At 31.4% G+C, this 22,008-nt stretch carries 32 protein-coding genes; 17 read left to right on the top strand and 15 right to left on the bottom strand.

The window, feature by feature from the left end; translation table 11 throughout:
- Positions 1-10 precede the first annotated feature (10 nt).
- Entirely contained in the window at positions 11-1,777 is a 1,767-nt protein-coding gene (locus tag ACW9W3_RS00310) for a HAMP domain-containing protein (RefSeq protein WP_457764176.1), read from the bottom strand.
- A gap of 147 nt (positions 1,778-1,924) precedes the next feature.
- Between ACW9W3_RS00310 and ACW9W3_RS00305 the strand changes: the two genes are divergently transcribed.
- Complete coding sequence (locus ACW9W3_RS00305) at positions 1,925-2,917, top strand: cupredoxin domain-containing protein (RefSeq protein WP_457764175.1); 993 nt, start codon at positions 1,925-1,927, stop codon at positions 2,915-2,917.
- Between the two features lie 35 nt (positions 2,918-2,952).
- Here ACW9W3_RS00305 and ACW9W3_RS00300 read toward each other — a convergent pair whose 3' ends face one another.
- Together ACW9W3_RS00300 and ACW9W3_RS00295 are read right to left on the bottom strand one after the other, a co-directional pair.
- A complete protein-coding gene (locus ACW9W3_RS00300; protein WP_007402606.1) occupies positions 2,953-3,252 on the bottom strand; it encodes an ATP-binding protein in 300 nt (99 codons plus the stop codon).
- 107 nt (positions 3,253-3,359) lie between these two features.
- Complete coding sequence (locus ACW9W3_RS00295) at positions 3,360-3,974, bottom strand: hypothetical protein (RefSeq protein ID WP_457764211.1); 615 nt, start codon at positions 3,972-3,974, stop codon at positions 3,360-3,362.
- Between the two features lie 26 nt (positions 3,975-4,000).
- Between ACW9W3_RS00295 and ACW9W3_RS00290 the strand changes: the two genes are divergently transcribed.
- On the top strand, positions 4,001-5,152 hold the full coding sequence (locus tag ACW9W3_RS00290; protein WP_457764174.1) for an aminotransferase class V-fold PLP-dependent enzyme: 1,152 nt from the start codon (positions 4,001-4,003) through the stop codon (positions 5,150-5,152).
- On the opposite strand, the gene ACW9W3_RS00285 is transcribed toward ACW9W3_RS00290, so the two are convergent.
- Positions 5,147-5,404 (bottom strand): Lrp/AsnC ligand binding domain-containing protein, encoded by a 258-nt coding sequence (locus ACW9W3_RS00285; protein ID WP_457764173.1) that lies wholly within the window; start codon positions 5,402-5,404, stop codon positions 5,147-5,149. The two genes, ACW9W3_RS00290 and ACW9W3_RS00285, sit on opposite strands and share 6 nt — an antisense overlap.
- A gap of 76 nt (positions 5,405-5,480) precedes the next feature.
- On the opposite strand from ACW9W3_RS00285, the gene ACW9W3_RS00280 reads away from it, so the two are divergent.
- Both ACW9W3_RS00280 and ACW9W3_RS00275 read left to right on the top strand, forming a co-directional pair.
- Positions 5,481-6,122, top strand: a complete 642-nt coding sequence (locus ACW9W3_RS00280) for a cyclase family protein (protein ID WP_457764172.1) — start codon at positions 5,481-5,483, stop codon at positions 6,120-6,122.
- Positions 6,123-6,174: 52 nt separating this feature from the next.
- A complete protein-coding gene (locus tag ACW9W3_RS00275; protein WP_457764171.1) occupies positions 6,175-6,669 on the top strand; it encodes a dual specificity protein phosphatase 23 in 495 nt (164 codons plus the stop codon).
- A gap of 2 nt (positions 6,670-6,671) precedes the next feature.
- Here ACW9W3_RS00275 and ACW9W3_RS00270 read toward each other — a convergent pair whose 3' ends face one another.
- The 3 genes from ACW9W3_RS00270 to ACW9W3_RS00260 are packed head-to-tail and all read right to left on the bottom strand — an operon-like array spanning position 6,672 to position 7,547.
- Positions 6,672-6,818 (bottom strand): hypothetical protein, encoded by a 147-nt coding sequence (locus tag ACW9W3_RS00270; protein ID WP_182127932.1) that lies wholly within the window; start codon positions 6,816-6,818, stop codon positions 6,672-6,674.
- Between the two features lie 9 nt (positions 6,819-6,827).
- Entirely contained in the window at positions 6,828-6,980 is a 153-nt protein-coding gene (locus ACW9W3_RS00265; protein ID WP_457764170.1) for a hypothetical protein, read from the bottom strand.
- A 30-nt stretch (positions 6,981-7,010) separates the two neighbouring features.
- Positions 7,011-7,547, bottom strand: a complete 537-nt coding sequence (locus ACW9W3_RS00260; protein ID WP_457764169.1) for a hypothetical protein — start codon at positions 7,545-7,547, stop codon at positions 7,011-7,013.
- Positions 7,548-7,598: 51 nt separating this feature from the next.
- Here ACW9W3_RS00260 and ACW9W3_RS00255 point away from each other — a divergent pair, with 51 nt between their 5' ends.
- Genes ACW9W3_RS00255 through cobJ form a run of 6 tightly spaced genes read left to right on the top strand, consistent with a single transcriptional unit; the run spans position 7,599 to position 12,761 of the window.
- A complete protein-coding gene (locus tag ACW9W3_RS00255; RefSeq protein WP_048114616.1) occupies positions 7,599-7,877 on the top strand; it encodes an RpoL/Rpb11 RNA polymerase subunit family protein in 279 nt (92 codons plus the stop codon).
- 1 nt (position 7,878) lies between these two features.
- A complete protein-coding gene (locus ACW9W3_RS00250) occupies positions 7,879-8,196 on the top strand; it encodes a transcription factor S (RefSeq protein ID WP_457764168.1) in 318 nt (105 codons plus the stop codon).
- A gap of 34 nt (positions 8,197-8,230) precedes the next feature.
- Positions 8,231-8,977: a proliferating cell nuclear antigen (pcna) gene (pcn, locus tag ACW9W3_RS00245; RefSeq protein ID WP_048114622.1), complete on the top strand. Its 747-nt coding sequence runs from the start codon at positions 8,231-8,233 to the stop codon at positions 8,975-8,977.
- A gap of 35 nt (positions 8,978-9,012) precedes the next feature.
- Positions 9,013-10,416 carry an aspartate kinase gene (locus tag ACW9W3_RS00240; RefSeq protein WP_457764167.1) on the top strand — a complete coding sequence of 468 codons (1,404 nt, stop codon included), beginning with the start codon at positions 9,013-9,015 and terminating at the stop codon, positions 10,414-10,416.
- A 38-nt stretch (positions 10,417-10,454) separates the two neighbouring features.
- A complete protein-coding gene (locus ACW9W3_RS00235) occupies positions 10,455-11,918 on the top strand; it encodes a DUF7482 domain-containing protein (RefSeq protein ID WP_457764166.1) in 1,464 nt (487 codons plus the stop codon).
- Positions 11,919-11,966: 48 nt separating this feature from the next.
- Positions 11,967-12,761, top strand: a complete 795-nt coding sequence (gene cobJ, locus ACW9W3_RS00230) for a precorrin-3B C(17)-methyltransferase (protein WP_457764165.1) — start codon at positions 11,967-11,969, stop codon at positions 12,759-12,761.
- On the opposite strand, the gene ACW9W3_RS00225 is transcribed toward cobJ, so the two are convergent.
- Positions 12,758-13,804 (bottom strand): tyrosine--tRNA ligase, encoded by a 1,047-nt coding sequence (locus tag ACW9W3_RS00225; protein WP_457764164.1) that lies wholly within the window; start codon positions 13,802-13,804, stop codon positions 12,758-12,760. The genes cobJ and ACW9W3_RS00225 overlap by 4 nt on opposite strands.
- Before the next feature lie 84 nt (positions 13,805-13,888).
- On the opposite strand from ACW9W3_RS00225, the gene ACW9W3_RS00220 reads away from it, so the two are divergent.
- Positions 13,889-14,098 (top strand): hypothetical protein, encoded by a 210-nt coding sequence (locus ACW9W3_RS00220; RefSeq protein ID WP_457764163.1) that lies wholly within the window; start codon positions 13,889-13,891, stop codon positions 14,096-14,098.
- 11 nt (positions 14,099-14,109) lie between these two features.
- On the opposite strand, the gene ACW9W3_RS00215 is transcribed toward ACW9W3_RS00220, so the two are convergent.
- Positions 14,110-14,298 carry a C2H2-type zinc finger protein gene (locus tag ACW9W3_RS00215; protein ID WP_457764162.1) on the bottom strand — a complete coding sequence of 63 codons (189 nt, stop codon included), beginning with the start codon at positions 14,296-14,298 and terminating at the stop codon, positions 14,110-14,112.
- A gap of 57 nt (positions 14,299-14,355) precedes the next feature.
- Positions 14,356-14,931, bottom strand: a complete 576-nt coding sequence (locus ACW9W3_RS00210; RefSeq protein WP_457764210.1) for a hypothetical protein — start codon at positions 14,929-14,931, stop codon at positions 14,356-14,358.
- A gap of 82 nt (positions 14,932-15,013) precedes the next feature.
- On the opposite strand from ACW9W3_RS00210, the gene ACW9W3_RS00205 reads away from it, so the two are divergent.
- Together ACW9W3_RS00205 and ACW9W3_RS00200 are read left to right on the top strand one after the other, a co-directional pair.
- Positions 15,014-16,096: a DegT/DnrJ/EryC1/StrS family aminotransferase gene (locus tag ACW9W3_RS00205; protein ID WP_457764161.1), complete on the top strand. Its 1,083-nt coding sequence runs from the start codon at positions 15,014-15,016 to the stop codon at positions 16,094-16,096.
- On the top strand, positions 16,093-16,569 hold the full coding sequence (locus ACW9W3_RS00200) for a tetrahydromethanopterin S-methyltransferase subunit A (RefSeq protein ID WP_457764160.1): 477 nt from the start codon (positions 16,093-16,095) through the stop codon (positions 16,567-16,569). The genes ACW9W3_RS00205 and ACW9W3_RS00200 overlap by 4 nt, the downstream gene beginning before the upstream one ends.
- Here ACW9W3_RS00200 and ACW9W3_RS00195 read toward each other — a convergent pair.
- The 3 genes from ACW9W3_RS00195 to ACW9W3_RS00185 are packed head-to-tail and all read right to left on the bottom strand — an operon-like array spanning position 16,566 to position 18,307.
- Entirely contained in the window at positions 16,566-16,901 is a 336-nt protein-coding gene (locus ACW9W3_RS00195) for a dUTPase (protein ID WP_457764159.1), read from the bottom strand. The two genes, ACW9W3_RS00200 and ACW9W3_RS00195, sit on opposite strands and share 4 nt — an antisense overlap.
- A gap of 51 nt (positions 16,902-16,952) precedes the next feature.
- The gene (locus ACW9W3_RS00190; RefSeq protein WP_457764158.1) at positions 16,953-17,846 is read right to left on the bottom strand and encodes a PfkB family carbohydrate kinase; all 894 of its coding nucleotides are present in this window, start codon (positions 17,844-17,846) and stop codon (positions 16,953-16,955) included.
- Between the two features lie 11 nt (positions 17,847-17,857).
- Complete coding sequence (locus ACW9W3_RS00185) at positions 17,858-18,307, bottom strand: hypothetical protein (protein ID WP_457764157.1); 450 nt, start codon at positions 18,305-18,307, stop codon at positions 17,858-17,860.
- A gap of 131 nt (positions 18,308-18,438) precedes the next feature.
- Here ACW9W3_RS00185 and ACW9W3_RS00180 point away from each other — a divergent pair, with 131 nt between their 5' ends.
- The gene (locus ACW9W3_RS00180; protein WP_457764156.1) at positions 18,439-18,924 is read left to right on the top strand and encodes a hypothetical protein; all 486 of its coding nucleotides are present in this window, start codon (positions 18,439-18,441) and stop codon (positions 18,922-18,924) included.
- A 207-nt stretch (positions 18,925-19,131) separates the two neighbouring features.
- Positions 19,132-19,308: a hypothetical protein gene (locus ACW9W3_RS00175; RefSeq protein ID WP_457764213.1), complete on the top strand. Its 177-nt coding sequence runs from the start codon at positions 19,132-19,134 to the stop codon at positions 19,306-19,308.
- Here the strand turns inward: ACW9W3_RS00175 and ACW9W3_RS00170 are convergent.
- Together ACW9W3_RS00170 and ACW9W3_RS00165 are read right to left on the bottom strand one after the other, a co-directional pair.
- On the bottom strand, positions 19,295-20,191 hold the full coding sequence (locus tag ACW9W3_RS00170; protein WP_457764155.1) for a hypothetical protein: 897 nt from the start codon (positions 20,189-20,191) through the stop codon (positions 19,295-19,297). The two genes, ACW9W3_RS00175 and ACW9W3_RS00170, sit on opposite strands and share 14 nt — an antisense overlap.
- The gene (locus ACW9W3_RS00165; protein ID WP_457764154.1) at positions 20,192-20,668 is read right to left on the bottom strand and encodes a peptidylprolyl isomerase; all 477 of its coding nucleotides are present in this window, start codon (positions 20,666-20,668) and stop codon (positions 20,192-20,194) included.
- A gap of 245 nt (positions 20,669-20,913) precedes the next feature.
- Here ACW9W3_RS00165 and ACW9W3_RS00160 point away from each other — a divergent pair, with 245 nt between their 5' ends.
- Both ACW9W3_RS00160 and ACW9W3_RS00155 read left to right on the top strand, forming a co-directional pair.
- Positions 20,914-21,144 carry a hypothetical protein gene (locus tag ACW9W3_RS00160; RefSeq protein WP_048114657.1) on the top strand — a complete coding sequence of 77 codons (231 nt, stop codon included), beginning with the start codon at positions 20,914-20,916 and terminating at the stop codon, positions 21,142-21,144.
- An 85-nt stretch (positions 21,145-21,229) separates the two neighbouring features.
- Positions 21,230-21,694, top strand: coding sequence for a hypothetical protein (locus ACW9W3_RS00155; protein WP_457764153.1), 465 nt, complete (start codon positions 21,230-21,232; stop codon positions 21,692-21,694).
- Positions 21,695-22,008: the final 314 nt, after the last annotated feature.

Genomic DNA, 22,008 nt, shown 5'->3' with positions numbered 1-22,008 from the left:
TAGCATAAAGCTATTTTGTTCCTTTCTCATCCAATTTCCTTCTTATTTCGTATACCGTATAGTCGTATTTCTGTTTCAATTCATCTACAACTAATTCATTAAAACTGTATTCTGAGAAATTCTTTGAAATATTATTCATATTCTCCCCAATTACTATGCTATTTCTTGGACAAAGTGAATTGATCTTAAAACATCGATTTACTGTTGGACCAAAAATATCACTAATATTCGAAGTTGTACTCTCAGCAACTTTCACTGATCCGTATGTCAAACTTATTTTATAATCTATTTGAGGCATATTTTCATCTTTGAGTTTTTCTTGTAATTTTCCATGAGATTCAATCATTGATAAAGAACACTCTAAAATATTTTTCAAAACTTTTTGATCTTTAATATCAACATTTGCAAATCTAAACATTAGAGCATCACCAATATTTTTTACTACTTGACCATTATATTCTCGAATAATTTTTGCCATAAAGTTCAGAAAAATTTCATATAACTTTGTAACATCTTCATCAGATAATTTAGAAGAAATTCTTGTAGAGTCTGACATATCAATTACCCCAACACAATCATTTTGTTCATGCTGAGAAAATTTTAACAACATATCTCCTTCAAGTTGCTTGATTACCTTTTCTTTGCGTTTAATTTCAATTAATGATTCTTGAAGCTTTTCTGCCATTGAATCAAATGCATGTGATAACTCTCCAATTTCATCACTTGTATTAATTTCAGTTCTTACATCAAAGTCTCCACTTGAAATTTTATTTGCAGCATTTTTTAATTTCATTAGTGGCCTTGATAGTGATTTAGAAATACCAAAAGCTACAATTCCCATTGCTAAAGTAATTACAATTCCTGTTTCAAGTATTCTCTCTTGTAGTATCATTATTGGCTTTTCAACTTCTGATTCATCAATTTCTACAATCAAAATAATTCCCAAATCATCTGCACAATATGATGATCCAAATATTGGAATTTCCCTATAATCTTTGTAAAATCCTATGTGATCTATCCCTTCATTGAAGCATTTTTGAACTGGCAAAGTATTCACTTTTTGTTCAAATACAGCATTTTCAAAAAATCTAGATTCAGATAACATCAAAAACTTATCATTTACAATGTAAACTTCCCCTGTTTCCCCTAATCCGCTTTTACTAATCAAAATATTATCTATTGATGTAGTTCTCATTCTTGAAATGATTACGCCAATTGGATCATCTCCTTTTTTACTATCGCTTGCAAAAATTGGTGAAATAACAATCATTTTTTTCCCAGATTCGGCAGGTTCAAATTGTATAAATGATTCTTTTTGACCTCTTTGAAAAAGAGGATCATCAGTAAAATCTTTATCAGTATTTGCCCCAAGTGAAAAGAATACTTTTCCATTAGTACCAATAATTTTTACATCTTCAAACCCAATGGAAAATCCAATAAGTTTTTGGAAAGCTTGAATTTGGATTAAAAAATCTCTACGATTTCCTTCTTTTAATTCTTGAAATTTATCTTCAGATGATTGATTCATTTGTGAAACTAAAAGTTGAATCATAGGATCACTTGCAAGAATTTTATTCTGTTCTACTCTTGATTCAAAAAGAAGCCTAAGTGAATCTCCACGTACAGTTGATTCTCCTAATAATTGATCACCTGCTCTTTGTTTTAGAATTTGATCTGCATAATTGAAACTAAGAAATCCCGTAATTGAAAGAGCTACTACTGAGACGATCATTACTAAAAAAATTAGTTTTTTACCAAGATTGATTGTAATTGTCATTTTTACTCTATGTTCATTTTATGTTAATATGAAACCTTCTACAATCTTGCGTTAATATATTTGGGATTAATTCTTTCATTTGATAATTACTTCTCACTGATGAAAATTACATCAAGTATTTAATTAATGAACTAATAATTTTAAAATGTGAAATTTCTAATTTTTTCAATAATTTTTACTATTTTAGCCTCAATTCCTCTTGTTTATGCAGATGAATATATCATTGATATCCCACTAGGTGCATATAATCCAGAATTAAATACTCCTGCTGAAGTGTGGTATGATCCACCACAGCTATATGCTACAGTAGGTGATACAATTACTTGGTATAATGATGACAAAGAAGGTCACACAGTAACAAGTGGAGAGGGATCTGGAAGATTTGGATGGATGAGTGATAATTTTGGAATTCCGAATGGAATTTTTGATAGTGGTAGATTTATGCCAGGAGAATCATGGTCTTACAAATTTGAAGAATCAGGAACTTTTTCCTATTATTGCACTATTCATCCTTGGATGGAAGGTGTATTAATTATTGAAAAAGCAATTCCAGATTACCCACATGATGCAACTGGTACCAAAATAGAATTTCCATTATTGCAATATACACCAGATTTAGACTTGGAAGTAAATTTGTCATGGGATCCACCTGTGATTAAAACTCATGAAAAAATACAATTCGTATATCAATTCTATGATCCTCAAACAAATTCAAATCTTGCAGAAATGAAATATAATTTTGTAATATTTCAAAATGGAAAAGAGATTTTCCGAGATGAAGGACTAAGTCAGATTGGAGGTGATTATAGAAATTTTGTCTTTAGCGATTCTGGTTCAATCATAATTAGGATAGAAGGAATTCATACCCCATCAATATTTGCAGAAGAAAGTGTAACTGTATTTGGAAATGTAGAAAGTAAAGAACAAAGATCCGTTGATTTTACTACTGCAGTTTATGATAATCCAGAACGAACATCTCATGAAACCTATCACATTAAACCTGCTCAAAGACTCACCACTTATTACGAATTAATGTTGTTCATCATTCTAATTCCTGGAATTTTATTTATTGGAGCAATGATTTGGTTAAAGAAAAAACCACATATTTCACATGAAAAATCTGGTGCTGTTAAAGTCTAAAATAATAAAAAGAAATTAAAAATTGATGAATTAATCTAATCGATTAATTCAGTCCAACCTTTGACGAAGACTGAGTTCTTGTAGAGTGGAACTGGTTGTCCAACAGTAAAGTCCATTGGTCTCATCCAAAAGATTGCTTTTGTTGGGCATACACCGATGCATGCACCATCAGAAATACATCTTTCTGGATAGAAAACAAATGCTTTACCTCTCTTCCAGCCTTCAACTGGTTTTACTCTAAGGACATCTGGACCTAATGTTGTACAGATTTCTACACATAGTGCACATCCGATACACATTTGTTCGCTGATGTCTGGAATAATTCCTACTGGCATAACAAAATTAAATCCTGATTTCTTCTTAATATAACTTGCCTAAGAATTTCATCTTATAACGGCGTTTCAAATTTTATAACGGCGTTTAAAACATGATCGCAATTATGTCATAAATTCTGATGTTCTATTTTGAATGATTTGCGATCATTTTCTTCTAAACTAGTAAAAATTAGATTGTTTTGATTTTTTTTAATAAAATAAACACCTGTTTTTTCAGATTTTATAATCTGTTTTCCTCCTGGTGATATTATCCATCCAACATTTTCCTTCTTTCTTGCCATTCCAGTGACAACAACTGATGAACTTGTCTGATTAGCCAGAGATGATAGTAACATTATACATGAATTAACAAATCTTGCAGATTCTAAATCATCAAACATGTTGTAAACTCCATTAAACGAATCAATTACAACTAAAAATTTCTCCTTTGAAACTTTGGAGATAATTTCAGTTAGTTTTTTTTCCCAGTTTTCTTTTTCAGGATGAAAAATTATTACATTCTTATTTTTTGGAATCATACCAGATTCAACATATCCAGTATAAAGTAAATCCAAATCTACAAAGATTATCTGGTTTTCCATAGAATTGATTAATCTATAAAGAAATTCAGCTTTGTGAAAAGGTTCAGAACACAAAACTAAACTTGGAATATTTTGCTCAAACTCATTTTTAATATGTGCTAAATCATTATCTAAAATTAACTCAGGACTTTTATCCAACACCACTTTAGCATTTTACAGATATAATAATGAATTTAACTTCAAAAGACATTTCTGATGATTTTCCAGATTCAAATAAAATCTATCTAAATAATGCATCAGTATCTTTGATGCCCACTCAAAGCATAGAGGATATGAAAGAATTTCTAATTTCATACAATTCAATTGGTCCAGATTCAAAAGATTCAGAACCATTTGTAACTGAAAAACTACAAAATGTTAGAAAAATAATTTCAAAAATCATATCATGCCAGCCTGATGAGGTAGTTCTTACTCAAAGCACAACAGATGGAATAAATTTTGTAGCAAATGGTATTTCTTTTGATGATAAATCAAATATCATTATTCGTGGAATGGGACATGAACATCATGCTAACTATTATCCTTGGATTCAACTCAAAGACAAAATTTTAGTAAAAAATCTCGCCATTGATAAAAATGGTCTTTTCAAATTAGATGATTTAAAATCTCTAGTTGATCAAAACACAAAACTAGTTGCTTTGAGTCATGCATTATACAATACAGGTTCTATATTACCTGTAGAAGAAATTGCAAAAATTCTTGATGACAAAATTCCATTCTTTATCGATGGTGCCCAAACTGTAGGATGTATAGGTGAAATGGATATATCTAAAATTAAATGTAATTTTATGTCATTTAATGGCTCAAAATGGCTTTGCGGACCAATGGGTACTGGATTATTTTATTGCAATAGAAAATCAAGCGAATTACTAAAACCTATGACTATCGGAGGTGAATCTGCAATAATTTATGATGAAACTAATCTTGCTTTCAAAGAACTTCCGGACAAATTTCAAACTGGTTTTAGAAATTATGTTGGAATAGTAGGGTTGGAATCATCTGCAAGGTATTTGATGAATTTTGGTTTGAATAATATTCGCCAAAAAAATCTTCGCCTGTCAAATTTATTCAGAGAAGAATTATCAAAAATTCCTAATATTATTTTGTATGGACCTGATGATCCAAATCAAAGAACAAGTATTGTATCATTTAATTTGAAAGGACATGATTCCCAACAAATAGTAGATAGGCTTGAAAAACAAAATATCATTTTAGCAGTAAGGGAAATAATGGAGCAAAAAATTATCCGAGCATCGCCTCACTTTTTTAACACTGAATCGGAAATGCTGCAGGTAATTGAGGAAATAAAGAAACTATAGATTTTCTTGTTCTTCTATGACCATCATGGTCAATGTTGATTGAACTTTACTGATTTTTCTAACTTTATTGGTGATAATCCCACGTAGTTTTTCTGCATCATCAGATGTCAATTTTAATACAATATCATATACTCCATAGACTCCTTGAACCTCATATTTGATTTCTCCATCAGCTAGAATCTGCTTTACTTCAGCAATTATTGATTCATCTGATCCTAAATCAGAATTTAATAGAACATATGCAGTAGGCACAGGTTTGATTTTCATCAAACAGTATTTAACTTTTCATAGTTCATAAATTGATGAATTATCAATAGATTCTATAGATATGAAACCAATAGATCTTACACTTACAATTTCAAAATCTATTCCAAGTTTTCCAGGTTCCCCAAAACCTCAATTCATTTTATGGTCTGATATCAAAGATGACGGATATAATCTTGAATTATTATTCCTAAGTTCTCATACTGGAACTCATATTGATTCACCATATCATTTTGTTAAAAATGGCATCAAGATTCACCAAATTCCTCTTGATAGACTAATTGGTAAAGCCATTCTAGTAAAACTCAAAAAAACTAGAAACTCTCCTATAACAAAGAAAGATATTATTTTATTTGAAAAAAAGACTGGAATAATTCCCAATGAATCATCAGTATTCTTTTTTACTGGATGGCAAAAAAATCTAAAAAAAGATAATTACTTTACAGAAAATCCAGGACTGGACAAATCAGCTGCAAACTATCTTGTATCAAAAAATATCAATCTTGTTGGAATAGATTCCCCGAGTATTGATCTGGGAGTGGATGAATCATTTACTGTTCATCATATTTTCTCAAAAAGCAATATTTTGATTGTAGAAAATCTAACAAATTTGAATAAAATCCCTACTAAGGAATTTAATTTTACAATTCTACCATTAAAACTCAAAGATGCAACAGGCTCACCTGTAAGAGCAATAGCATCATAATCTTATTCATTATTTCGCAATGCTAAAAATACAGCACATTCCTATTATTCATATGAGTAAACCTGGGAATTTGTGGAGAAAAGTTCATGGGAAAATTACAAAAAAACCAACAAACTTTTCATGGTTAATCGAAGATCAATTAGCTGGTTCTGGAATTCCAACAACTTTTGATGAATTTAATTGGCTATTAGATCAAGGCGTAAAATCAATTGTTACAATGACTGAGAATGCATTACCAGATAATTGGATTGAAAAAATTGGTTACCTTCATGTTCCAACACCTGATCTAACTGCTCCTGATATGGATAAAATTGATTCTGCAGTGGATTTTATCCATGAGCAAATTAACAACAATCAATCTGTAATGGTTCATTGTGCGGCTGGAATGGGAAGAGCAGGAACAATCCTTGCATGTTATTTTGTAAAATATAAAAAATATACAGCAAAAGATGCAATTAAGAAAATTCGAGATGAAAGACCTGGCTCTATTCAATCTGAAGTACAAGAATTAGCTATTGGTTTTTATGAAAAACATGTGAGAAATTAGTTTTAAACAAATTCAGAAACTAATTTTCCATCTACAACTTTAATTTTCAAAGTTTTATTTTCTTGGAAAATCATAGTTAATCCTCCGTCTGAATCAGGATCTTCAACTTTTACAAGTTCTAACATTTTGATTGCATCAAATTTTTCCATTCATGTCACCTATTCTGGGATTGATACAGTCTCAATCTTTCCATCAACTGCTTTGATGAACAAAAACCTGTTATCTTTAAAGATAAAGGTAATTCCTTCTTCTTTATCAGGTTCTTCAACTTCAAGGATTGGTTGTCCTAGCAGACCATCGTATTTTGCCATATTGATTCTCTCAAAAAGTTCCTTATATCCCTAATTGATTGTAATTTCAATTTCACTAGAATTATTCTTGATACTACCAGTTTCAGTATAGTCATGTTTTTGCCAGGATGCAAATGTCTCGGCACTAATCTTGTGTTTGCCTTTTCCTAAATCTGAAGCTTTGAATACAAATTTCTCATCAAAATCAAAAAGCTCCTGTCTTACTTCTTCTTCAGTTAGTCTGATAAATGGCTCAAAATTTTTGGCTACCTGAACCCAAATCCTTCTATCTTTCATTGGATTGACTAGTTTTGGATTTCTAGTCCAAAAGATTGATGCCTTTCTATAGGTATCAATGGTTCTGCCCAATTCCTTCTTTCTGAATCCACCTGATGTCAATTTGATACCATATTTCATTTTGAATGAAACATCATTGTTATTGTAGGCCTTTGTCCAATTTGCTTCATTAAACGCATTTCTGAGGTCTCCCTCAACTGAAAATTGGACATTAATCTCTACATTTTCATCAGATGAGTACTCATCTTTGGAATTTACTAGTTTTATATCTGAAATCTTGCTTTCTGCCATTCCTACCGCTCATAATGATTTATATCCGCAATAAGTGCTTTTTCTGAATACATGAACGCACAAGTGATCAGTTCTGAACCAAAAGAAATCAGCCTTTCTATCACTGAAACTGATATAGGAATTTTATATATTATTCAACATGAACTCCTAAAAGGATCAAATATTGATTTTGCAGGAGTTATAGTAAAACATCCCCTTACCAATGAATGCTGGATGAGAATAAACTCCAGTACAAAACCTCTGGGAGAAATTAAAAAAGCAACAGATTCCGCAATAAAAATGGCAGAAGAGTTCAAACAACTGTTTAATTCTAAAATTAAGGTAAATTAGATTGAAATTTTGCCCCAAATGTGAGGTCAAATTAAAGAAGGGTACTTCTGGTCTTGAATGCTCAAAATGTGGTTATGTAGAAGGACAAAAAGCAAAAGAGACAAAAAAAGTTGTTGAGGAAGAGAAAGAAGATTTTTCACTATTAGCTTTTGAAGGAGATGAAGGAGAAGATACTCATCCAACTATCAAATTAGATTGTGAAAAATGCGGTCATGATGAAGCAGTTTGGTGGATGTTTCAAACTAGAAGTGCAGACGAACCTACAACCAGATTTTATCGTTGTCAGAAATGTAAGTACACCTGGCGAGATTACACATAACGTTTAACTGGAACTTTAAGTCAAGAAAATTGATTTGACTTTTGGAGCAAAAACAAGTGGTTCTGATGATCTAAAGGCAATCATATCTGCAATATCCACACTTGTTGAAGAAGCTACTTTTGTTGCAACAGCTGAAGGAATTACCTTTAGAGGAATGGATCCATCACATGTTGCTTTAATTGATATATCCTGGCCAAATTCTGCATTTGAAAAATATGAATGTGATAGCGATATTAAATTTGGAGTTAGGATTGATGAGTTTTCAAAACTTATCAAAAGAGCAGACAAAAAAGATAGCATAGAGATTAGCATCTCTGAACAAAATATGCTGTTAGTTACTGTTGGAAAAAATAAAAAATACAAAATGCGTTTAATTGAAAGTTCTGCAACAGATACCCCGTTACCAAAAATCCCATATGATTCTAAAATTGTCTTATCTTCCTCAAAGTTTGATAAAATTCTCGGCGATGTGCAAGTAGTGTCTGATTATCTAACAATCCATACATCTGATTCTAAAGGTGACTTTTCAGGCAAAGGTGATTCTGGAGAGGTAGTAATTGATTTGGATAAAGAAGATGAAGAGATTGAAGAAATCTCTTCAAAAGAAGACAGTGTTGGAACTTACAGCCTTGAATATCTAAATCCTGTAGTAAAGGCAGTAGGTACTACTGCAGGCTTTATCACATGTGAGTTTTCAAGCGCAAAACCTCTTAGAATTGAATTTAAAGTTGCAAATATTGGTAGAATTCACTTCTATCTGGCTCCACGCGTGGAAAGTTAAAGCATTTAAAGATTAACTAATTCAGGTACTTTGAATTGAGACTCGTAATAAAATATGGTGGAACATCAATTTCTGCTTCCAAAGATATCCAATCAATAGCTAAACAGATTAACGCATTATCAAAGAAGCATCAAATTGTAGTTGTTTGTTCTGCAACAAGTGGAACAACTGATGATCTAATAGAGATATCAGAATCAATCAAAAAAGAAAATAAATCAAAAGCTGAACAACTTGCATCAAAGATTACAAATCGACATAAACAATTAGCAAAACAATCAATCAAAAAATCTGATTTACAAAAAAAATTGTTAAGAAAACTAGACGAAGATTTTTCAGAACTACTTGCTTTAATTGATGGAATGGTATTACTTGGTGAGGTTACATCCAGATCAATGGATTATCTAATTTCATTTGGTGAAAGATTATCTATAAAATTAATCTCAGCAGCAATAAATGATTCAGGACAAAAAGCAATTCCTCTTACTGGAAAAGAAGTTGGAATAATTACTGATTCTAATTTTGGTGAATCAAAACCATTAATGGATACTACTAGACTTAGAGTATCAAAGACTGTAGATGATTTGTTCTCAAAGAAGACTGTTCCTGTAGTAGGAGGATTTGCAGGTGCGGATCAACATGGACATGTAACTACATTTGGTAGAGGTGGTTCAGATTATTCTGCAACAACTATTGGATCTTGTATCAAGGCAGATGAAATTTGGTTGATGAGTGATGTTGATGGATTAATGACTGCAGATCCAAAAATTGTAAAGAATGCAAAATTACTCAAAGAAGTTTCATACATTGAAGCAGTTGAGATGGCTATGTTTGGCGCAAAGCAAATTCATCCAAGAACCTTTGAGCCATTACTATCAAAGAAAATTCCAATGAAGATTAGAAATTCCTTTAATGTCAAAAATGAAGGAACGTTGGTAACTGTATCTCCATCAGCTTCTGTAAAAAATACTGTCAAGTGTGTAAGCAATGTTCAAAATAATGGATTAATTGATATTCGAGGTGGCAGTATGGTTGGAACTCCCGGAACTGCAGCAAAAATATTTGAAACACTGGCAAAATCTGGCATTAATGTAATGATGATCTCTCAAAATCCATCAGAATCAAGTATTACAATTGTGGTAAAAAATACTGATCTTGATAAAGCAGTAAGTGCACTAGAGATGGAATTATTAGGAAAAATTATCAAAAAATTGGAAATTACTACTAATGTAGCCATCATCGCATTAATTGGTTCTGGAATGAGAGGAACAGTTGGAGTAGCATCAAGAGTATTTGGAGCAATTGAGAATAATAAAATCAATGTATCTATGATAACTCAAGGTTCATCTGAACTAAATCTTGCATTTGTTGTTAAAAATTCTGATACAAATGCAGCAGTACGAGCATTGCATGACGCATTTGAACTAGATAAAATCAATTAAGACAAAATCATTTAAGGGCATAAACCAAATCAGATTTATTGAAAAAACTAATTGCTGTTTTATTAATTGGATTTTTTACAATTGGTCTCATTTCACTCTCTTCAATGTCAGATCAGTTTGCAGATGCAGGTTCAAGAAAAAAAATCCATTTCACTCAAACTATAACATCATCCCAAGATCCTGGACAAGGACATGAAAATCATCAATTAGCATTGATTCTTTCGCCAAATGAGGGAACCTTGTATGATGGTTCAATGACATTTACCTCAAGTTCACCTGTTCAGATAGTTGTTTTACATGAAATTAATTCTCGAGATTCAAAGGGGCAACCAACTTGGAGTGTTGATGGAAAAACAGTTTATGGATTATCTCTAATTGATTTGCAGGAAAAATCCGGATCTTTTGAGTTTACAGGGGCTGCACTAGCATTACATTCTCTAAATTCAAAAGAATTTACTTCAACAGTAAGTGTTGATGGCTGGATAAGAGGACAACCTACCGAAGTGATAATGCAAAAAATTGAATTAGAAAAAGAAGAACCATCATCACTACTATCAAGAACTAATGTACCTGCAACTATTCCAATGCATAAAGGAATCTACAACGGAAATCAAGTTTTGTACATCATTACAGATGGCAGTGATAAAGAATATGCAAAAAAAATATCTGATAAACAATCATGGAATGTGGAAGTAGCTCCCGTAATAGCAAATGTTCCAAAAGATACACTACAAAAAATATTCATTTTTAAAAATGGCGTAAAGGGTGATGGAATCTATGGATTCCAAGACGAAGTTTTTTCTAGTACGCCTTCACAGGAATCTGATTACAGTGCATTAAATTCTGTAATTGAAGTTACATGGAAAAAAGGTCAAAAAGAAATAGTATTTGAATCTGCTTCAGACATTATTGATGCTCAAGGAAAAGGTAGAATAGAGTTTAATGAAACAGGAATTGTACTAAATTCCCCTCAAATTACTTGGCCTGATGGACAGATGAAGATACGTTCTGACAAAGACATTATTGATGATATGCAATATGGAGGAGGACAAATAATAGAAATTAATGAAGAAGAATTGACTGTAACTTTTGTTGCTCATAGAGGTTGGGGACCTGATGGAAGAACAATTTACTATATTGTAACTGATGCTACTCCATTAGGACCTGCAGAGACAATGGGTGTTGTATCATCTCCAAGTTCTGCAAATCTAATTGCACATTCTGGGGCAGTAGATCTTTTTCAATTTAAAAATGGAATTAAAGGATCTGGTCCATTAGGATTCCAACCAGGAATTGCAGGTGCAGCGCTTGATGATGAAAATTATAGTCCAATGTGGCGAATTTATCTAGTCGAATGGAATAATTCAGAACAGGCAAAAATTTTGGAGACAAAGTCAGATATTGATTCATTTCGTGCTGATGGCTTACTTTCAGTTAGTATTGCCAGACCACTAAACAGTGATCATATAGTAAATTGCCCATTCATAGATCCGTTTCAATAACATAATTCACTAAACGGATAAATTACTTGGCAGAAAAATTATTCTAAATTGACTGGTAAACTCTACATTGTTGGTGTTGGTCCCGGACATCATGATCATATGACATTTCGAGCCAAAGAAGTAATTGAAGAAAGTGATACTATTGTTGGCTATGAAACATATGTAAATTTAGTTCAGGATCTAATTGAAGGTAAAACAGTGTATCGTTATGCAATGACACAAGAAGTCGAAAGAGCTCATCAATGCATTGATCTTGCAAAGTCTGGAAAAATTGTTTCACTTGTATCAAGTGGAGATCCTGGAATTTATGGAATGGCTGGATTAATTTACGAAACTCTAGCAGAGTCCAATTGGGATCCTAAAGAAGGTCTACAAGTAGAGATTGTACCCGGTGTATCTGCACTGAACTCATGCGCTTCAATTATTGGCTCACCACTCATGACTGATTTTGCAGTAGTCAGTATGAGTGATTTGTTAGTTCCATGGGAAATTATTGAAAAAAGAGTTGAAGCTGCAGCTCAAGGTGATTTTGTAATTGTCATTTACAATCCTGCAAGTAAGAAAAGAATTCATCAATTACAAGATACAAGAAAAGTTCTTCTAAAACATAGAAAACCTACAACTCCTGTAGCAATAATTAAAGGAGCATTTAGAGAATCTGAAACTATTGTAATGACTGATTTGGAAAATCTACCAAACCATTCTGACAAATTAGGAATGATCAGTACTGTAATTATTGGTAATTCATCAACATACACTTACAGAGATTTGATGATTAATCCAAGAGGATACAAATCAAAATATAATTTAGAAGAACAAACTAATCCCGATCTTAAAGTCTAATAGCTTTTCTTTATTGCATCATTAACTTCTTCACTTAGATTTAGCTTTTCTCTGATTGGAGAAATTACTTTTACCAAATAATTTCCAACAGTTTGTTTCAAATCTCCTGGGTGTAGTTTCTTTTGAGCAAAATCTGCTTCAAGTTGCTCATATTCAAAATATGATACATTTCCACCAAATTTCTCAGGCCTTTCAACTTTTATCTCGTCAAAATCATGAAAGATTATAGTTCTTGCAATTTCTAACACTGGATTATTTTGAATATTTGCTTCCTCACACCATGCTTTACTAATTTTTTTCTTTATTTCATCATCTGTATTATGAATAAAAACACCCGAGTTTGGATCAGATTTACTCATTTTACCTAATATTTGGGAATCACTAGTATCTGCAGGTTTTGAAAGTCCAAGTAACAATTTGTGATGTACTGCAACAGGAACCTTCCATTTCATTTTGGGAAAAATCTCTCTAACTAACATGTGGATTTTTCTCTGATCCATTCCAGCATGTGCAATATCAACATCTAATGAGTGAATGTCAACTGCTTGCATTGCAGGATAGAGTAATTTAGCAAGGTCTATTTTTTTATCATCTTCAGAGCGTCCCATTATTGTAAGAGTTCTCATAGTTCTTGCAATTGACATATGTTTTGTAAATTTTACAAGTTCAGACCAATATTCAGCTTTTTCTTCATACAATTTTGATCCTAAGATAATCTGTGCATCAGGACAAACTAACTTGAATGCATCTTGATAATATTTTGAGACTTTTGATATTGTTTCCCAATCTCCCCCAAGCTTGTCATTAATCAGCGTGTGCCAATCTGCAAGAAATATTGTGCAGTTTACTCCAGCTTTTACAAAATCATTTATTTTGAAACCTGTACTGATTAAACTTCCAAGATGTAAAAATCCAGAAATTTCAAGACCAATGTAATGTTTAGGTGATGAATTTGATTTGAATAATTCGATTAACTCATCATGAGTGACAATTTCTTCAGTTGGCGGTCTTTCAATCAGATCTACTTTTTCTGTAATATCCAAATCAAATCAAGTTTTATGATCTAAACGTATAAAGTTATTTAAAAAATCTAGAAACTTTGAATATGGGATATCTTTGTTTCTTGTATGACTCTTGAAGATGGATTAAATTTAATTGAAAATTACAAAAAAGCACTTGTAAAATTTCTAGATACATTACCTGAACAATCAGTACAATTAGGTTCAGAAATGATAAAAACCCTATCGATGAATTCTAAAAATCAAATTGCTAACTTGGATGCAATTGAAAAAGCACTCAAAAAACCTGCAAAATATGAATCTGGTTTATCAGAATAATTTTCTAAATCTTACTTGCAATTCTTTTTGTGTTTTCTCAATTCATCTTGAGTATCAAATTCAGTTCCACATGCTCTACACTTGTCTTTTTTCTTATTGTGTGCTTTTTCTTGATGTTTCTTTAATCTATCAGAATCAGAAAGAACAGTTCCACATTTTTTACATTTTAATTCATTACTACTAGAACCAAATAACCCCATACTGAAAATACTCGTTCATACTAGAAATAGTTTTTATGTAAAATAATCTTAAACTATCTATTTTATTCCTGATTCATCTAGACTTTTTCGAGGTTTTATGCTCAGATAAAACGCATGAGTACTGATAATAAATGCTGCAAGAAATACCTTAGTTGCAAAAACCAAATTCCATGGTCTATCAGGATCTGGATATGCAACTGATAATCTATCTATGTCTGGGACCATTCCATCTATAACTCCCGCAGTAATTTGTGCATTTAATACTGTAAAATTGTATATCACTTCATAAAGTGTAATAATTGAAAATCCTAGTAGCATTAACTGAAGTAATGCCATCTTTGTTCCAACTATTTTATTTCCTGCAGTTCTTCTCCAACCAATCCTTGAAACACTATACCATCCAATTATTGTAGAAAAAAATATCCATGTAGAGACTCTTGCAAAGTTTTCGAATGGAATTGTAGTATTATGAATTGCTTCTCCCATCACATATGTTCCATTTTCAATCCATTCAATCATTGTAACATATATTCCAAATACTAGAGTTGATAACATAATAGCTCCACAAATATAGAAAACATACAGATAGACTTTGTAACCTGAATCTGTTTTTTCAAGATGACGTGGTTTCACAATGCCGTTTGCCAATTTTTGAAATATAAAAATTCATGTTTCATCGATGAGATTTATAGACTAGTTATAAACAGCAATACTGTTGAAGATTGCAATTAACATCCCAATTGTAGGTAAAGAAGAGATTTCTGCAGTCACAAATATTCTCAAAAATGGTGCTTTAACATCATCTGCTAGTCAAGGGGGAAAACATGTTCAAGATTTTGAAAAGATTGCTGCATCTTTTGTAAAATCTAAATACGCTATTGCTGTAAATTCTGGTACTGCTGCTCTGCAAGCTGCCCTACATGCATTAGATATCAAAAAAGGAGATGAAATTTTAGTTCCATCGTTTACTTTTGTTGCAACTGCAAATGCTGTTGTATCAACTGGGGCCAAACCAATATTTGTTGACATTCTAAAAGAAAATTATACAATTGATCCGGATGATTTAGAAAAAAAGATTAATAAAAAAACTCGTGGCATTATCCCTGTTCATCTTTATGGAAATGTAGCACATATAGAAAGACTCTCTGAAATTTCAAAAAAACATAATATTCCAATAATTGAAGATGCTGCACAATCACTAGGATCAACTTACAAAGGTAAACACACAGGAACTTTCTTTGATATGGGTTGTTATAGCATGTATCCTGCAAAAGTAATGACTGCTGGTGAAGGTGGTTTTATTGTAACTAACAATAAAAAATTACGGGATAAATTATTGATGATTAGAAATCATGGAATGGTTCATGGATATGACACTAAGATTTTTGGTCTAAACTTACGATTACCTGAAATCAATGCTGCAATTGCAACTGTTCAAATGAAAAAACTTTCAAACTTTTTAAAATCTAGAAAGAAAAATGCACAACTATTATCAAAACTCATATCTGATCTTAATGTTATACTTCCAAAACAGAGAAAGAATGAAAATGTAAATTGGTATCTTTATACAATTGCAACACAAAACCGTGATAAAGTTTTGAAAAAACTTAATGAAAATGGAATTGGTGCTGCATCATACTATCCAATACCAGTTCACAAAACACCATTTTACAAATTAAAAACAAAGCTTCCTATTACTGATTGGGCAGCATCTAATGTAATCTCATTACCCATTCATCCAGGTGTAACTAAAACAAATATTGAATTTATTTCAAAAATACTACATGAAATACTATGAATGTAATAGCAGAGGCAATAGGAGAACTCTGTAAGGTTGTTTTACCAATACCAGAAGAGTATTTCAAAGGAAATCCTAATTCTTCCATAGCAATTTGCACTCTTTCAAGCATGAATTTACTCAAAGAATTCTCCAGTTCTGAGATTCTAAAAGATATTTCTATAGTAGGCAGACTCTTATCTGAAAATAAAGGGATAGATTCTATTGTTGAATATGTAAATAATTATCAAAAAATTAAGACTATTGTAGTTTGTGGAAAAGAAGTTTGGGGACATAAAGCTGGTCACTCTTTATTTGAATTACACAAAAATGGAATTGATAAAAATAATAGAATAATTAATTCATCCAGTCCAGATCCTTATCTTAAAGTATCTAAATTAAAGATAAAATATTTTCAAAATAATGTGAATCTTGTAAATTTGATTAACGAAACTGATTATGATAAAATTTTATCTGAAATCAAATTTTCCTAATAGCCATTTCGCTGTCTTTCTCTATTGATTTCATTTTTCTTTTTGTATTCGTCTACAATATCATCAGGTGTAAGATCAAGCTCAAGTGATGCTTGAACAACAAAATGCCAAATATCTATTAATTCTTCTCTTGCTTCAGCTTCATTAAATTTAGTTGGTGTTTTCCACCATTTCCAATTTGTAGTTCTTTGCAGCTCAACTGCTTCATGCATGATTGCAGTGCACAATGCAGAGACTCTTCCTTCTGAATCTTTTGGATATCTATCCAAATTCATCATTTCAGATAGACCTTTTTGAAGTTTGAATATTGTATCTAGTCTATCTTCAGACATTTCTTGTGTCAAGGATGAACTAATTTGAGAAATAATTGAACTTAAGTCTTTTTAGAAACGGATCATTTTTTCATAAATTTTAACTCGTTTTGAAATATCACCATTTTTGATCCCAAGTAATCCATCTAATCCATATTTTTCAACTGCAAAAGATCCTAACACATTTCCATAAACTACTGCTTTTTTTATTTCAGAAATACTAGTGGATTTTTTACTTGCAAGATATCCTATCATTGCTCCTGCAAAAGAATCTCCTGCTCCTGTAGGATCTACTACATCCTCTAACGAAAAACCAGCAGTTGGAAAGATTACGTCATCGTAAAACATTAGTGAGCCGTGCTCGCCTTTTTTGATAATCACATATTTTGCACCCCATTTCATCATTTTTTTAGCACATTTTATCAAATTGAATTCTTTTGTTAGGAGTTTGGCCTCCTCATCATTAATTACAACTGCATCAACAGCTTTGATCATTTTAATTACTGCATCTCTTTTAGTAGAAATCCAGAAATCTATTGTATCACACATAGAAAATTTAACATTATCAAATTCTTTGATTAATGAAGTATTCTGTTCAGGATCATTATTTGCTAGATATACAAATTGAGATTTTCTATAATCATCTGGAACAGTTGGTTTAAAATCTGCTAATACATTTAATTCTGTTTTTAAAGTTGCTCTTGTACTCAGTGTTTCATCATATTTTCCATCATAGCGGAATGTTTTACCATTTTTTATTGTCAATCCCTGTAAATCTAAATGCTTTGATAATATCTTGTGGTGTTCTTTTGGAAAATCTTTGCCAACTACTGCAATTAACCCTGTATTTACAAAATTGCTTGCTGAGATTGCAGCAAAAGTTGCTGCCCCACCTAAAACATTTTTTAATGTTTTTTTTGGTGTTCTAATTGTATCTAGTGCTGTAGAACCAAAAACAGTAAGCATTTAACAAGAAATTAATTTTGATGTATAAATTCTCTTGCCTGTTCTTCTGTTGGATAGTAAACAAATGGAACATCAATAGAAGTAATTACCAAATCATATTTTGTTATACCAGTAATTTTCACTGACTCTGATTCAGCATTGTTTGAATCTGTATGAAAAGTTCCTTTTACATAACTACTATCTAATGGATGGAGTGTGAAAGGTTCTAATTTTCCTTTACCGATCATTTCATCGTTTGAAATCACAAAAAATTCTGTCTCACCTGCAGTCATTATCAGTAATGATGGATTCTCAAATCTCAATTCAATATTATAGTTTGAACTATTTTCATCTTCATGTAATAATTCGCTCTGTGCAACACTGACCCCTATTTGTGATGCTGAAGCATACTGTGAATATCCAAAAATACTCATGGCTAATACAAAAAGAACAACAAGACCGCCTTTTTTTGATGATTTCATGACTAGTTTCAGTAAAATTGCATTTTAACTCAAAAGGGAAAAAATACCGATAAATTGTGTAAAAGTTTTGATCTAATCTCTAAGCTCCTTAGAGCTAACAGAATAAATCAAAATTAAACAATTATTTTTTGTTGGCCAGAATTAAAGTAAAGCTAGGAGAGAACGAAATTGAAGTCGATTCTAGAGATTTCTATGTTGATAATCAGACATTGGGTGAAGTAATCGATAATATTTCAAATCATTTACCAGAAAATCAAGCAAAACTTGTATACGAAACAGATTCTGCCCAAAATACATCTCAAACTGAACAAGTTGCTCAATACGGTTTAGAATATTTAGATAATGCTGAAGCAAATGAACCGGAATTTGATGAACCAAAATCCATTACCTCAAATGAAATTAAATCAAAATTAAGAATTTTAGAAACAAGTAGATTTTTTGATTCTCCAAGAACCGTAACTGAAACAGTTCAGCAGCTTAGAGAATATGGCTGGTCTGCAAGCCCATTAGATGTCTCAACGGCTTTAGCCAAGATGGCGTCAAATAAAGAAATAATGAAAAATTCATACCAAAATAGAACTCATTATTTTAATGAAGAAGCATTAGTTGCTAACTAGAAAAATTACATTTTTCACACTTAGAAAAAGTCTCACCATCTAAGTGATCAAAATGTGTGTTACATTCATTGCATGTATGGTGCATATCAAAATATCCATCCTTCTCAACTTCACCTATTTGATTAGATTCAAGATTTGTACTCTTACACTTTATACAATGACAACCACATTCAATTTTCATGATTTCTATCCGATATTCATGTATAGATGCAATACCTATACAAATCATTGGAAAAGAAAAGAGAAATTCCTATAGAAATTGATGATCACTTTAAGCTTTTTGGAAAAGAACCATGGGAAGTAGATTATGGTGAAAAATGCCCTGTTTGTGATGTTAGGATTGATGAATATGGTTTTTGTTCATGTGGTTCTAGTGGAGATTAACTTTTCTAATTAATGGAGCAATAATAATTACTAAAAATCCAATTGCCAATGGTGCTGCCATTGAAAACTCAGGAACTACAGTAGTTCCAATAATAGTAACTTCTCCAGTAGTTTCAGGTCTTATGTTAAGCCATACATGAGTTCCATTATTGACGTATTCATGAAAGTAAATTTTTTCATCATCAAGAAATACAGCATATGGTCCCCATAACAATTCTAATGGAATTATTGTTGTAACAAATCTATTTTTTTCAGAGACATCAAATGTAATACTTTTTGTTGGTTGATCAAAAATAAAATTATTAATTTTTGAATAACTTCTAATTTCAACTAGAAATTCTTTATCCTCCCATTGTATGTTTTGATAAATTTTTGGTTCATCAAGTGAATATTCTAAAACCATTTGACACCCATGACATGTAATTCCTTTTTTTTCATCCAAATACACCGGTTTTTCATTGGCAAAAATCAAATCTGCTTCTTCAGGTAAAATAAAAGAAGTTGTCTGTAGATATCTGAAACTCCAAGTCCATACATTATCTATTTGAGTAATTGCATGTTCTAGATCATATTCTACAATAGATTTCTCATTAGAAGGAAAAATTATTAATCCTGTATTATCTCCAATAACTGAGAATTGCTTTTCTTCTCCTTCTTCATTTGTTACTGTGATATTTGAAACAGTTCCATAAATTAACTCAAGTTGTTTTGGCAAATTTGCTGGACTAACTATATGTTTGACATGAACATCCCCGCTTGAATTTACGGTTATTTCAACAGATTTCTGTGAAGCTTTTTCACCAAATGAAATCTGTGCTTCGACTGTAGGAATTATCGATATTATTAGAAAAATTACTAAAAATCCACAAACCTTACTATTCATTTATCCCACTGTTACATGAAGCATTTGTGCTTTTTCCAAAGGACAATCATTACCATCTCTTTGAAGATTAACAATTTTATCTGCAACATCCATGCCTTCAGTCACTTCCCCAAATACAGTATATTGTTTATCTAAGAATGCACTATCTGCAGTAACTATGAAAAATTGTGAACCTGCACTATCAGGATCTTGTGATCTGGCCATAGACACTATGCCTCTTAAATGGGATCTTGAATTAAATTCGGCCTTTATGTTGTACCCAGGTCCTCCCATACCCCAAGAACCTTTGTTATCTGTTTTTGTATTTGGATCTCCTCCCTGAATCATGAATCCAGGAATAACTCTATGGAATAAAGTACCATCATAAAATCCATCTTTGGCTAATTTTTCAAAATTTCTAACTGTTTCAGGAGCTAATTCAGGCAGAAGTTTAAATGTAATATTCCCAAAATTGGTTTCAATATTCACACTGCTCAATAGGACTCTTTTAACGTCTTATCATAAGAGTCTTTTGTGAAATTTGTTTTAAAAATTATTATTAATATTTTAACTATGTTGAAAATTTCATATTTGCTTGTACGTTTTTCGTTGAGGAATTTATTTTGTTGAGGACTTTGAAAAAATAATTTTTTGTTAAAAATAAAATCCAAATTTTTTATATGATGATTTTTACTTTTCAAAAAGTTATAGTCTTATATAGAAGAATTAAAGTTTAGAATCTGTTGAATCGTACAAACCAAAGCACGATAATTAAAGAAGCAATTAATTCTTATCTTGACAAAGGGGTAACGGACAAACAGGATATCTACACCAAAGTAGTTGATGAACTAGGTGTTCCAAGACCAACTGTAAGAAGAGTTGCAAGAGATCTTAGAACTGAACTCTTACAAAAAATCCAAATCTTACAATCAGATATGCCTAAAGTATCTAGTACCACTGAAGAAGACGAATAAATTCGGCTCCTTTTTCTTTTTAATTCTTATATTATTTTCTGGTTTTCATCATTACTGTTATAAATAATGAATTTTTTAAATTATTATGGGATATTTGGGAAACCATTTGGCCACTGTTTCCACAGGAATTTTTGCAGCTGTATTAACAGGACTCTGGGCGTTTTGGGATTTATCTCCAGTACTAGATTTTATTTTTCTGATGGCAGTTCCAATAACATGGTTCATGACTTTTACATGTTGGATATCTCAAAAAAGTACTGATTACATGCACAATCATGGTTTATCTCATGCTCAAATAGAAAAAAAAAGCTTGAGTAGTACACAAACCATTCAAACAACTAGTGGAAATCAAATTACTCTTTCAGAAATTAAACAAGCACAATCTGATTTATCTGCAGAATTAAACAATCTAAAAGAGTCTGTTAAACTCAAAGATGGTGAAATTGAAAGATTAAATCAAGAAATTTCAAATTTACAAACACTTGTTCAAATTGAATCATTAAAAACAGAATTAGCTAATCTAAAAATGCTAGCTTCTAAAAGAAAATAATCTATTTTAATCTAATTTTTGCAATGAGAGCATTCTATACCATGATTTTCCTTACAACCAGGACAACTAACTGCACCACCAAAATGACATTTGCAAGAACATAATTCAGTTGGATCTTGTTTTACACTCAATAATTATCAAAAGTGATGTTAGTATTTGATTCTTCCAATTTTGAGTAAAATAACTAAAATTTCAATCATAAGTCTACCATTACAAATTTTCCAATAATAGATCTTGTTTCCTGGAATTTTTAAATAATTAATTTGCAGAATCACCAGAAAACTATTGAAAACATAATTAATTTTTCATTTAAA

Source organism: Candidatus Nitrosopumilus sp. bin_68KS (genome assembly GCF_054095825.1).
The sequence above is the reverse complement of the archived record's forward strand: the minus strand, read 5'-3'. Positions and strand labels throughout refer to the sequence as shown.